This is a genomic window from Marivirga sericea (assembly GCF_900177665.1).
Lineage (GTDB): Bacteria > Bacteroidota > Bacteroidia > Cytophagales > Cyclobacteriaceae > Marivirga > Marivirga sericea.
The window spans coordinates 325,705-338,772 of the sequence record NZ_FXAW01000006.1; the positions used below are offsets into that span (position 1 = coordinate 325,705).

Here is a 13,068-nt window from a genome sequence, read left to right on the forward strand (position 1 = left end):
GCTTTTACTTTTTTCTGTGAATTTCTTTCGTCACAAAAGAATAACTTAACTTTGTTATTCTTGTTCCGGGATGCGAAAATAACGAAAAAACCCACAAGTGCGAAAAATGAAGCTCCTAAATATCCGATTAGCTCAATTCAAAAACTATCCGCAAGCAAATTTCTCATTTGTGGGGGGCATTAATTGCTTTTTAGGGAGAAATGGAATTGGTAAAACTAATATACTAGATGCCATTTATTATCTGGCTTTCACCAAAAGTGCTTTCAATGCAGTGGATAAAGATAATATTTTACATGAAGAAAGCTTTTTCTCTATTAAAGCCAGCTTCGAAATAGAAGAAAAAGCTGTTGAAGTACTTTGCGCTGTTCGGCTGGGTGAAAAAAAAATGGTACGGTGGGCTGGTAAAGAGTATGAAAGGCTAAGTGAACATATAGGGAAGTTACCATTAGTGATAATTGTTCCTCAGGATACGGATATAGTGCGTGAAGCGAGCGAAATGCGTAGAAAGTTTTTTGACAATCTTCTGTGCCAGCTAGATCAGGAGTATTTAAAATTGTTGGTAAACTATAATCACCTGCTCAAACAAAGAAATGCTCTTTTGAAATCTTTTTTGGAAAAAAGCAGATTTTCCGCTGAACAAATAGCTCCATATGATGAGCTAATGATTCCTTTAGCGCTAAATATTGCAGAGAATCGAAAAGCCCTAATGGAAAAATTTCTGCCAATCTTTAAAGCGTTTTATCAAGATCTCTCTGATGGTCAGGAAGAAGTAAGCATCAATTACGATACCCGAGTAAACAATTCTTTTGAAAATGATTTTAAAGCACAGCATCAAAAAGATTTTCGCCAAGGCAGAACTACACTAGGAATTCATAAGGATGATTATCTGTTCCTATCAGAGGGAAAGGCCGTTAAAAAGTTTGGCTCTCAAGGACAGCAGAAGTCATTTGTTATTGCTCTAAAATTAGCGCAATTTGATCTCCTGAAAACTTCCAAGAATCAAAAACCTTTACTTTTACTGGATGATGTTTTTGATAAACTAGATGATAAGAGAATTGCTTATCTATTGCAAATGATGGCCGATGGTAGATTTGGTCAAATCTTTTTAACCGATGCCAGACCAGAAAGAAGTAAAGAGTATTTAAGAAATATTGACACCGACAAGAAATTTTTTGAATTAGACCTAAAGACTCAAGAAAATGTATAAAAAGAAAAGTCCACACCCGGCAAGTATTAGAAAATCTGAAGCAGCTCCACTAGGTCAGGTAATCAATGAGATGTTTGAAGCGTATCACTTAAATAAAAAAGTCGATCACACACAAGTAGTCAATCTGTGGCCAAAATTGATGGGAAAGGCAATTGCTAGTAGAACCAAAGGCGTTTTCATGAAGGATAATAAACTTTTTGTAACGGTAGAATCAAGTGCTTTAAAACAAGAACTTTTGATGAATAAGGAGAAAATCATTCATTTGTTCAGAGAGGAGCTTGGGAAGGAAATCGTAAAGGAAATTGTGTTGCTGTAAAGAGTTTAAGTGAAGGAATTGACCATTCTTTAAAAACTTACATATACCAAAGTAATGATAGTTCTATTTTACAGTACCTTTTAGCTCTAGACCTTCCTTAACGTTTCGGTATGTCTTTTGAAGGGATGAAAACCTTGGATCTTCAGTTACAATAATTTTTCCATTTGATATTACTCCTGGAACTTTCATTAAGCATACGACCTCATCATCAACCACAAAAGCAAAGTTCTTTCCCGTGTATAGTTTACTAACTGCTGCTAATTTTTCACTCCCTTCTTCTGATAGGATGATTTCAAATTTCCTCATATTGCTTGCAGAATCAAATTCTATTTTGCTAATACTAGCATAATCACCTGTGTTAATGATTGGCTTATCTGAAATACAAACAACTTTTTTTGCATTAAGCAGCTTAATTTTTTTGTATGAACACCCTTTCTCTTCAAATTCAAGATAGACACCGTCTTTATCGCTCTGGGAAAAACAAATCACTGGAAGAAATGACAATAGAAAAATTTTCAATAGAATTAATTTCATGTTACTATAAGCTTAACGAGTTTTGTTTGCAAAAAGTAAGCTACTAAAAGCAAGCAGAAATACCAACTTTTAACATACATTAATGGTTGCGAGATGGTCTAATTAACTCTGTTGAAACAGTACTATTGTCAAACACAAAAAGCTTTTAATCAGGAACCGCATCTTATTGCAGATAAGTCCTTATATTTTTACAGGGAAGAATCAATGAACGTCAAAATATTGAAATTTGTCTTAAGGTGTAAACGTGTTGAAGAGAAGAAGTTATAATTGCAATTATTTTTTTATTACAGTATAGCCCTAAAAAACGGTCTTCCCTTTTTGACAAAAGTGTTTTTTCTTTCTTATTTTTCCTGATCCCAATTGCTTACTTTAATATTATTTAAAGCAATGTTGTTATGAATTTTTAATACTTCATTCAAAAGAAACTTAACTTAGCATCAGCTATCAAGATAATACTTGTGATTGTACTCATTAATAATCGGTGGGTAAACAATAAAGTAACTGAATTAGGAAAAAGCTTTGGTTCGGTGTATAAGGAGAGACTATTAATAGAAAATTACATTTTTCAATTAGCTACTGCAACTCGTGATCAAAAATATTTGCTAAGCCAATTTGATGCCAAAGAGAATTCTGAAAATATATGTGAAATTGAAGCAATCAATAATGAAATAGCTTTTTTGATTAAAGATTACCAAAACGCTTATTTGATAATTGCAGAAAAGGAAGTCTTTGAAAACTGACTAGAAAATAACAATCAACTTAGAGCTATTGAGAAAGACCCACAGTCGGGGATTTTTCGATTGAATATTTTATATGATCAGAATGTTAGAATATTGGATACGCTTTCAAAAATTCAAATGATCTGTTCTGTCTTAATGTTTTTCATTTTATTAGTAGATTTATTTAAAGTAAGATAAGTATTCATTTGTAATACTCATTTTCTGGCAATAGCTTATCTTTCACCACACTAATTTAAGATTGTAATTTTATTACTTTAAAAAATAATTCTCTATCAATGCGTATAGAGCCCCTGCGCCAAAAGATAATACCCTAAGCAATATAAGAGCGCTAAGAATAATTAAACTGTATTTCATCATCCTGTACTCTGAATATGGTATTAGTTTGTATTTCATGTTTGAAGGTATATTTTACATTATGATAAATTTCCATCGTCTTCAGATTTGCCTCAGACCGTGGCTATAACGAGTGGATTAATCATCCCCCTATGCACACTTTGAGAAATACTAAAGTATCAAAATATAATTAAAATGTAAATTTCTAGTTAATTTTTTCGGAGATTTCCAACCCTTTTAAGTGATCCGTTGTCTTTGATGTAGAAGGTTTTGGTTGAAATCTTTCTGTGGATGGCTGGTTACCGTTCATAGTTTTATGGTTGTAGGCGAAAAGGGTGGTAGCAATACTGCCCTTTTCTATTTTAGAACCAAGTCTATTCTTTATGATACCAAAAATTGCTCCTTGGTCTCTTGGCTCTCTCTTCCTTTGAGCTCCTTTTAAAACTACCTTTATCAAAGAATACTTTATAAGAAAAAGAAGGTAAAAATGGGAAGAAACTTCTTTGATATAACTTCATTGGCTGATCCGAATAATCTAACTGCCCTAAAGAAAAATCATCTCTATTATCAACATGATAGTAATTAAAATAAGGGTTTTGGCGACTATAAGCATTGTAAATTGAAAATGACCAAACTGCTCTGTTTCCTCTTTTTGTGACTTTATGGTAATTAAAACCTAGATCCAATCGATGAAAATCTCTCATTCTACCTGAATTTCTTTCATCATAAATTAAGGTTTCTCTCTCAATTACAGGATTAAATGGATCTGGTGTATTTCGAAGCCCTATAGCTGGAGTAAAAGGAAGCCCCGTCTGGTAGGTCCAGTTAGCAGAGAAATCCCATTTCTCGTTTATTTTCGTACTCAAATTGATGTTGAAAATATGCGGTCGATCATACTCAAAAACATAGGGGTTCCCATTATTGATTTCAGGGAATTGATATTCTGTTTTGGAGAGTGTGTAACTTGCAAAACCTGTCCACTTGCCTCTAGATTTTTTTAGCATAGTCTCCCATCCCATACTTGTACCCGAACCTCCACTAGTGATCTTATTTTTCCAGTTCGAATCTCCCAATACCGCTGCAATTCCTTCTTTGTAAGTAGTCAAATTACTCAACTCTTTATAATAGACATTGCTTTCTAATTGCCACATATTCTGTTGAAAATTTGATTTGTAGCCTAACGAGAATTGATTTGATGCTGAAGCAGGAGCGACCTCATCTGCAGGAATCCAAATTTCATTGGCCCCAATATCGCCTGTTGTATAAAGTAAGTGAGCGTACTGGCTTGCTCCTGTATAACGAGCTAATAACCATTGATTAGAAGCAATACCGATAGCCAATTGTCCTCTTTGCACAAAATCGAAGCTGGAATAATCATCATTTTGGTAATAATTAAATCTGCCTCCAACTTTTAGTGAGCTGTTTTCCCAGAAATCAAGGTGCTCATCAAAATATAAGGCACCTTCTAAAACAGGAATAACCTCATTTACCGTATTGACGGTTTGGGCATTTGTCTGATTGGGCTGATGGATTTTATAGGATAGCTGAGCGCCAAAATGCGTGGTTAAGGAATTGCTATTATAATATTTCCAGTCTGACTGCAAGCGGTTATCCATCAGTGAAGATTGGAAACGGTTATCAAATGTAGGTTCTTTATTATCCTCATCTTCATAATAAAAGCTGTTGTTCTTTAGGCGATATCGAACTACTGACAAACTGTTTTCACCTACTAGCTTTGAATTAGGTTTATATTTCCATTGTAAAGCAGCGAGCCAATTTCCCCAAACAGTTTGTAACCGACTTCTGCCTACCGTATTGGGAATAGTGGAAGCTGATTCTGCCCATAAATTTAGGTAATCATCTCCTTGATAAAAATTGGCTGATAAAGTATGCTTATCATTCACGTTATAGGTGAATTTTCCATTTATATCATGAAAGCCGTAAGCAAAAGTAAAATCATTGCCACCCGAAAGAGTAGTCCCTAATGCCATTAATCCATCTATCATTGTTTTTCTGGCACTTAGCATGTAAGTAGCCTTTTTGTTGAGCGCAGGCCCTTCCACCATGAGGCTTGTTGCCATGGGGCCGATACTGAAATTCCCTTTAAATTCTTCAGCATTTCCTTCATATTGAGAAAGGCTGATTATGGAAGATAATTTACCACCATATCGAGCGGGAAAACCATCTTTATAAATTTCCATGGAATTAATCATGTCAGGATTAAAAACAGAATAGAATCCTCCTAAATGATTAACATAGATTAAAGGAATATTATCGATCATGTACAAATTTTCGCCAGGACTTCCACCACGAACAATCAATTGACTGCTTCCTTCATTCTGGGCAGTAATCCCAGGAAATAATTGCACCGCTTTTAAAACATCTGGAGCTGCACCTATGGTGGGAATATTGGTAAAATCCTTTGATTTAAGCTGCGTCATAGGCTGGAAAACATCTCTAACTCCCGTTACTTTGACTTCTTTCAAATCCGTATTCATCTGAAGATCAATGAATATATTTTTACTGTTTTCATTTACTTCAATTACTTGACTTTTGTATCCTGCATAAGAAATTCTCAGAGAGTCTCTGAGTTTTGCATTTAAGGAAAAATAACCATTATGGTCAGTAATAGCTCCTTTTTCTGTTTGTAGATTGATAATATGCGCACCAATTAATTTCTCTTTTCCTGCAACGTCTCTAACGTATCCTGAAAAATTAACTGTCTGTGAGTAAACAAGCTGAAAACTAAATAATAAAAATAGGCAAAAGGTCGTAATCCTAATCATTGGTTGAAGTAGTTTTCAGTTCCGGAAGGGTAGATGGTGTCAGTTTTTACAAATGAATAGCCAGCATTGATGCCATAAGCTCCTTCTACATTATTAAAATTTGAAATAGCTGCCTGGTTGCCTGAGCCAATAATGGGATAGCGACTATTTTCGTATTGGTAATTTTGCTTCATGAAATTATAGTACGCTTCGTTAAGCGTCCAAAGCTCAACCACTAAGGGATACTTGTTCGCTATTAAAGGCCCACCATCACTGCTACTGGCTCCATTAGTTGTATAATTAATCAAAATTTCTTGACTATTTCCTGTCATCAACTCATTAGAAAATAGAGGGAATGGAACGCCTTCATTTAATAAGATAGGGTCTTCAATATTTAGAATTTCAATTCTGTTTTCTTCTTCATCTTCAAATTCAAAAATACTTCTTTTTAAAAGCCGAATATTCACATAAAAATAGTCTCTTGCAGCATTATTAGGGACTTCTATTTTAATGGCAGGATGGCTAACTCCTTCATCATCCACGCCCGCAACATCAATATGTTCTATATTTAGTATGGGCTGAGAAGGTGGTATGATTTGGTTAAAACTAGTTTTGATTTCTCCTGAAGCATCAAATAACTCAAAGTTATACTCCTTAACTGTTTCAATCTGTTGATTTAATTTATAGGTGGCTGAGTTTTCATCATAACTCAACTCAAAAGTTTCATTTTCAACCATCAGTTGAATCAATGCATCTTCAACTGGCGGATTTCCCTCACCATTTACGGAAGTGGTTTTGGTTATTTCTACTTCTATGCTGTCCCCTGCAATCATGATATTATTGATGACCCAGTCATCATTAAATTCCGGGAAATCATCTTCCAATAATTTGGTGCAGCTTGAAAGTCCAATTATTAAAATCAGAAAGACACTTAATACTATATTTTTCATATTTTAAAATTTAGCCCGAATCTTGAATATAAATCTCTACCATATAATAACTCTGCGTTTAGTGCAAAATTGCTCGTTAAAAAGTATTTTAAACCAACACCAATATTCCCTATAATTCCATTTTCTACTTCTTTAGTGAATCCTTCACTTGGTTCGGGACAGAAGAAATAACCCAATTCAATACTTAAGTAAGGTTGAAGTCTGAAATCTGATAAATCTTTATCTGGAATAAAGCTTAAGATGTTCAAGGCAGTATTTGCACCTACCATATAACCGCCTGTTGTTTCTATTTCGCCAACGAAGGTTGACGGTGATAATTGCTCAATTTTTGTATAATCAGTGAGAAGGAAACCAAAAAACAGTCCTAAAGAAATCTTTTCATTAGCAGCGTAGGTTAATTCATTGTGAATGTAGAAATTTCTAAAAAAACTGTCAGACTCGCTCGAAAAGTCTGAAACGTAGTTGGACTTTAAACTTGAAATTTGAAGACCATATTCAAGTTTTTTCTTCTTGATATTTTCTTGTGCTGTCGCATCTACGGCAAAAAACACTATGATGATAAAAATGATTGATTTTCTCATATTTAAAATTTTATGCTTAAGCCATATCTGAATTTAGCAGGTGATCTGTAATTATATTCCATAAAAACCCCCCAGTGTTTATAGAAGTGGTATGCTAATCCTCCTCCTATGTCATAAAAGAAATAATTTTCTTTTTGCGGTAGGGCATCGGCTGGAACCGGAGAATAACGACCACCTATTTTAGCGTTGAAATATAAATCTAATCTAAACCGGTGGCCATCTTTTATCAGGAGCTGTAAAGGATGAATATTAGTTTGAATCCCGTAATTATATGCCCTTGAATCCAATCCAATAATGAAAGGTTCATTAGTAGTTGGATTAATTACTTGCAGTAGATAAAAATCTGGATTAGTAGCAAGATAAGCTCCCGCTTCAATAAATTTAGTGAGACCACTATTATATTCTAGTTGAAAAAAATGGGCACCGCGAAAAATGTAACGACTATGAGATGCTTTGATGTTATTCCGTCCTTTCAGGCCATTTTGAGCAAAAGTACTTTCAACGGAAATAATTAGAAAAACGGATAGCAATAAGATTGAAAATAGCTTGTGGTTCATGACTATAAATAAACCTCAAAGCTATAGGTTTTATTGTGGAACTTATAAAGTTAGTTATAAATATTATACCTCTTACAGATCACATTTAACCTGTAAGAGGTATACATTTACCATTCCATAGGAACATCCATCAACAAAATCTCTGACTCTTTATTTGCTTTTATCTCTATTTGCTCCAAGTTAAGCAATCCAATTCCATCTCGCTTTTCCATTTTTTCATCTCCTACTTCTATTTCTCCTTCCAAAAGGAAGATGAACAATCCATTGTCTTTTTTCTTGAGTTCATAAGTCGATTCAAACCCGGTCTCAAAATCAGCCAAATGAAACCAAGCGTCCTGATGAATCCATGTATCTACCTCATTTGCATTAGGGGAAACGATGGTTTGAAACTTATTAATTCTCTCTTCCGCCGGATAATGAACTTGGCCATATCGAGGCTCTACATTTTGCTTATTAGGAAAAACCCATATTTGTAAAAACTCCGTTCCTATCTCTTCATTAGGATTAAACTCTGAGTGCATAATACCGGTTCCACCAGACATGACTTGTACATCACCTTGTTTGATGGTCGCTTGATTCCCCATACTATCTTCATGCGCTAAATCACCTTTCAATGGAATCGATATGATTTCCATGTTGTCATGAGGATGTTTCGGAAAACCAGTTCCACTCGTGATTTTATCATCATTCAAAACCCTCAGTGCCCCAAAATGAATTCTATCAGGATTGTAATATGACGCAAAACTAAAAGTATGATGAGTATCTAACCAACCATGGTTTGCATGCCCTCTTGAATCTGCTTTATAAATTATCTTTTCCATTATTTTATAATTGTATGTATCTACATGTAATTACGGGATAATATAAATATTGTGACGTTTTAGGCAAAAAAACTAATTATAATATTTAAAATCATTAATCCACTTTAAAGCCCGATTAGATTGCTTTTTTAGAATTTTAGTTATGCTATTTATCACTTTTTCAAAATCAACTTGGCAAAACTATATTAGTTATAATAATTATTTTATAAATTTAGTGGTAAGAAAAAAACCATAAACAATGAATATGTATCTTAAATCAATTGTATTTGTAGCCCTTTTAGCAACCGTGGCTTGCAGCCCACAAAAAAAAGAAAAGGAAGAAAATAGTAATTCAGAGGCATTCGAAAAAGCACAAGAAGAAGTTAAGGAAAAGATTTCTAGTGTGGTTAAAGAGCTGCCTGCACCATCGGAAATACCATTTTTGTTAATGGAAACTGGTGCGGACTTAGACGAAAGTCTTATTCACGATCTAAACAAAGTGAGCGCTTACAGCAGCAATAACAATGAAGCAGCTGTTAATTTAGGGGTCTACGCGACTGATGTGGCTTATTTAAGCGCTTATGAAAAGTCTCAAAAGGCCATGAATTATATGACACAGGTTAGACCACTAGCAGATCAGTTGGCACTTTCTGGTTCGTTTGATCCAAAAACTATTGAAAGGTTCGAAAGCAATCTTTCTAATACTGATTCATTAGCTATGATTGTAAATGAAGCAATCAACAACGCTGATGATCATCTACGGAAAACAGATAGACCAAAAGTAGCCGCCTTATTATTGGCAGGATCTTTCATTGAAGGTCTATACATTGCAACAGCACTGGTTGAAAATTACCCAAATGACCTTCCGGATAATGCACGGAAATTAATTTTAATCCCCTTAGTTGATGTGATCATCAAGCAAGAGGAGCCCTTAATTGACTTAATTCAACTATTGGAAAGTGTGGAACAAGATGATTACACAGCTACAATGATCAAAGATTTAAAAGTTCTGAAAGAAGAATATAAAAAGCTTAATGTTCAGCAATTGATGGATGAAGGAAAAGGTGCTGAATTATTAGAAGATGAAACTTTAGACAATATCACCAACCAAATGGGTAAAATCAGAGATGATGTTACGGGTTGATTACTAAATTAAAACACTTTAAAAAGGGTATGGGAGCATGTTATATTGCAGTCTCTGCCCTTTTTTTCTGCACCATTGATGATCATAAATCAATTTCAAAACTAAGCTATGAGTGAACATCTATTAAAGGCCTTACTGGAATTATTTGCCATTATTGCTAAAAAGGGAACTGTTACGGAAGATGAGCGAAATAATGTAAAGAAATTTTTGACAGAAAACCTTTCAGAAGAATCTGCAGAGCGCCACTTAAAGATGTTCGATAATTTCGCAATAGACGCAGCTTCTGATGGTGATCAAAGAATCGATAAGATTTGCCAAAAAATTAATACGGAATTCACCTACCCTCAAAAAATCGTGTTGGCTCTTCAGCTCATTGAACTCATTCTAGCAGATGGAGAAATTGCAGACGAAGAAACTCAGGTTCTAGACTTTGTAGCAGAAAAAATAAAAATCCCCGCAGAAATTGTTGCTTACATTCAGTCATTCGCTCTTGCTAAAACTATTGAGGAGTTTGAATCAGACAAATTTTTGATTGTAGCAGAAGAGGATAAAAAGGTATCTGAATCTACTTATTTTATTCAAGAAGATCATTTAGATGGTTTTTTGGCGGTATTGAAACTTTCCGGCACAGAAATGTACTTTGTCAAATATGTAGGGAATGCACAATTGAATATGAATGGAATTCCCCTTAGGAAAAATGTCATTACACTCTTTCCCTCAGGAAGTACAATAAAAGGAGAAAAGTCCCAGACTATTTTTTATAGTGATGTAGCAAGTCATTATAAAACTGATGATAGCGCACCTCATATTTCATTTGTGGCAGACAATATTAGCTTCACATTTCCAAACGGTCATAAAGGGCTGCACAAGGTAAACATTGCAGAAGATACTGGGAGACTAGTAGGTTTAATGGGAGCATCAGGTTCTGGAAAATCAACCCTACTTAATGTGCTAAATGGCAATGAAAGCCCATCTGAAGGAAAAGTTGAAATCAACGGAATTAACATACATAAAACCCCTGAAGCCATTAAAGGCACAATTGGATACGTTCCTCAAGACGATTTATTAATAGAAGAATTAACGGTTTACGAGAATTTATTCTATGCGGCTAAATTATGCTTTGATGATAAGTCGCTTTCAGATATTGAGCATTTGGTTTCCCAAACTTTATCGTCTCTCGGTTTATCTGAAACCAAACATTTAAAAGTCGGCTCTCCATTAGATAAAACGATCAGCGGTGGCCAAAGAAAACGCTTAAACATTGGTTTAGAATTACTGAGAGAACCTCACGTTCTTTTTGTCGATGAACCTACCTCTGGTCTTTCTTCCAGAGATTCGGAAAATATCATGGATTTGCTAAAAGAATTGAGTTTGAAGGGGAAAATGGTTTTTGTCGTGATCCATCAACCCTCCTCAGACATCTTCCGAATGTTTGATAAGTTGGTAATTTTAGATGTTGGTGGATTTCAAATTTATTATGGAAACCCTGTTGAAGCTGTTCTTTATTTCAAAAATCAAATAAATACAATCGATAAAGACCAAGCTGCATGTATTGAGTGCGGCAACGTAAACCCTGAACAAATCTTCAATATCATTGAAACCAAAGTGGTCAATGAGTATGGAAAAGCCACAGATGAAAGAAAAATCAGTCCCAAAAAATGGTTTAATCTCTTTGAACAGCAATTAGAAATACCTAAAGTCGACAACCCTGACCCACTACCTAAACCGGAACTACAAATTCCAAATTGGCTAAAGCAAATTGGCTTATTTTTTAGGAGAGATTTTAAATCAAAACTAGCCAATCGTCAGTATTTATTAATCAATTTATTAGAGGCTCCGATCTTAGCAATTTTGTTGGCCTATATAATTCGATACTATCCGGAAACTGAAAAAAACGAATATCTTTTTATCGATAACCTCAATATTCCTGCTTTTTTCTTCATGAGTATTATTGTCGCCCTTTTTATGGGATTGACTGTAAGCGCAGAAGAAATTATCAAAGATCGGAAAATCCTAAAAAGAGAATCATTCCTGCATTTAAGCAGAAGTAGTTACCTTTTTTCTAAAATCGGAATTCTATTTTTGTTTTCTGCTATTCAGACTTTCACTTATGTGATGATTGGTGATTTGATTTTAGAAATTGATGGTTTGAGCCTCACTTATTGGGCCATTCTATTTTCTACAGCCTGCTTTGCAAATATGCTCGGCTTAAATATTTCTTCGGCCTTTAATTCAGCTATTACTATTTACATTTTAATTCCAATTTTGCTTATTCCTCAGCTTATTCTTAGTGGAGTAGTTGTAAAGTTTGACAACTTAAATCCACAAATTACAGCTCCCGATCAAGTTCCTCTGGTTGGCGAATTAATGGCTTCGCGTTGGGCTTTTGAAGCATCTATGGTAGCACAATTCAAATCCAATGAATATGCTGAACCATTTTATGAACTGGACAGACAAATGGCGCAATCGGAATACAAAACAGTATATTATATTCCAAGATTACAGTCAAAGATAGACTTTTTAAGAAGAAATCTTGAGAATACTAATACCGAAGAATTTTCAGAAGCTGTGACGCTACTAAATAGAGAAATAGGTCTTGAACTGGAGGTTGTTGGCAAAGATAAATTTGATGCGTATCATAAGTTAACTCCTGATAAGTTTGATGAATGGACGGCTAATAAAACAGAGGCATTTCTTAATACCCTAAGTCGTTTTTATAACAATTTTTTCAACGAAGCCAATTCCAAAAAGGAAAAAGCTATTTATATGCTAACTTCTAGTCCAGAAAAGAAGCAGCGATTTGAGTTCTTAAGAGATAATTACTACAATAAAACCGTAGCTAACTTAGTTAAAAACACAAATGATCCTAACCGAATTATTGAACATGAAGGACATCTTATTCAAAAAATCTATCCGGTTTTTATGGAACCGCAACCGGATCACGCTTTTGATTTTAGAACGCAATTCTATGCTGGTGAAAAATACTTTGCTGGCTATATTTTCAACACGCTTCAATTTAATCTAGCTATTATCTGGTTGATGAGTATTCTACTTTATGCTATGCTTTATTATGATGTTTTAAGAAAAATAGTGAATTTTAAAAGACCCTTTTAACCATAGAATTCGGAAACCCATAAAAAC

Annotated in this window: 11 protein-coding genes; 5 read left to right on the top strand and 6 right to left on the bottom strand. The window is 34.4% G+C overall.

The window, feature by feature from the left end; all coding sequences use genetic code 11:
* Positions 1-106: 106 nt before the first annotated feature.
* Together recF and B9Y84_RS15095 are read left to right on the top strand one after the other, a co-directional pair.
* Positions 107-1,207: a DNA replication/repair protein RecF gene (gene recF / locus B9Y84_RS15090; RefSeq protein WP_176223812.1), complete on the top strand. Its 1,101-nt coding sequence runs from the start codon at positions 107-109 to the stop codon at positions 1,205-1,207.
* Entirely contained in the window at positions 1,200-1,523 is a 324-nt protein-coding gene (locus B9Y84_RS15095) for a DciA family protein (protein ID WP_085518225.1), read from the top strand. Before recF ends, B9Y84_RS15095 begins: the two co-directional genes overlap by 8 nt.
* A gap of 63 nt (positions 1,524-1,586) precedes the next feature.
* On the opposite strand, the gene B9Y84_RS15100 is transcribed toward B9Y84_RS15095, so the two are convergent.
* Positions 1,587-2,057 carry a hypothetical protein gene (locus B9Y84_RS15100; RefSeq protein WP_085518226.1) on the bottom strand — a complete coding sequence of 157 codons (471 nt, stop codon included), beginning with the start codon at positions 2,055-2,057 and terminating at the stop codon, positions 1,587-1,589.
* 458 nt (positions 2,058-2,515) lie between these two features.
* Between B9Y84_RS15100 and B9Y84_RS15105 the strand changes: the two genes are divergently transcribed.
* On the top strand, positions 2,516-2,797 hold the full coding sequence (locus B9Y84_RS15105) for a hypothetical protein (RefSeq protein WP_085518227.1): 282 nt from the start codon (positions 2,516-2,518) through the stop codon (positions 2,795-2,797).
* A 707-nt stretch (positions 2,798-3,504) separates the two neighbouring features.
* On the opposite strand, the gene B9Y84_RS15110 is transcribed toward B9Y84_RS15105, so the two are convergent.
* The 5 genes from B9Y84_RS15110 to B9Y84_RS15130 all read right to left on the bottom strand — a co-directional run bounded on the left by B9Y84_RS15110 (position 3,505) and on the right by B9Y84_RS15130 (position 8,804).
* Entirely contained in the window at positions 3,505-5,916 is a 2,412-nt protein-coding gene (locus tag B9Y84_RS15110; protein ID WP_085518228.1) for a TonB-dependent receptor, read from the bottom strand.
* The gene (locus B9Y84_RS15115) at positions 5,913-6,845 is read right to left on the bottom strand and encodes a DUF4249 family protein (protein ID WP_085518229.1); all 933 of its coding nucleotides are present in this window, start codon (positions 6,843-6,845) and stop codon (positions 5,913-5,915) included. The genes B9Y84_RS15110 and B9Y84_RS15115 overlap by 4 nt, the downstream gene beginning before the upstream one ends.
* Complete coding sequence (locus B9Y84_RS15120) at positions 6,842-7,426, bottom strand: porin family protein (protein ID WP_085518230.1); 585 nt, start codon at positions 7,424-7,426, stop codon at positions 6,842-6,844. The genes B9Y84_RS15115 and B9Y84_RS15120 overlap by 4 nt, the downstream gene beginning before the upstream one ends.
* A 2-nt stretch (positions 7,427-7,428) precedes the next feature.
* Positions 7,429-7,983: a hypothetical protein gene (locus B9Y84_RS15125; protein ID WP_085518231.1), complete on the bottom strand. Its 555-nt coding sequence runs from the start codon at positions 7,981-7,983 to the stop codon at positions 7,429-7,431.
* A 107-nt stretch (positions 7,984-8,090) separates the two neighbouring features.
* Positions 8,091-8,804, bottom strand: coding sequence for a pirin family protein (locus B9Y84_RS15130; protein ID WP_085518232.1), 714 nt, complete (start codon positions 8,802-8,804; stop codon positions 8,091-8,093).
* Positions 8,805-9,042: 238 nt separating this feature from the next.
* On the opposite strand from B9Y84_RS15130, the gene B9Y84_RS15135 reads away from it, so the two are divergent.
* Both B9Y84_RS15135 and B9Y84_RS15140 read left to right on the top strand, forming a co-directional pair.
* The gene (locus B9Y84_RS15135) at positions 9,043-9,927 is read left to right on the top strand and encodes a hypothetical protein (RefSeq protein WP_085518233.1); all 885 of its coding nucleotides are present in this window, start codon (positions 9,043-9,045) and stop codon (positions 9,925-9,927) included.
* A gap of 108 nt (positions 9,928-10,035) precedes the next feature.
* The gene (locus B9Y84_RS15140) at positions 10,036-13,041 is read left to right on the top strand and encodes an ATP-binding cassette domain-containing protein (protein ID WP_085518234.1); all 3,006 of its coding nucleotides are present in this window, start codon (positions 10,036-10,038) and stop codon (positions 13,039-13,041) included.
* Positions 13,042-13,068 lie beyond the last annotated feature (27 nt).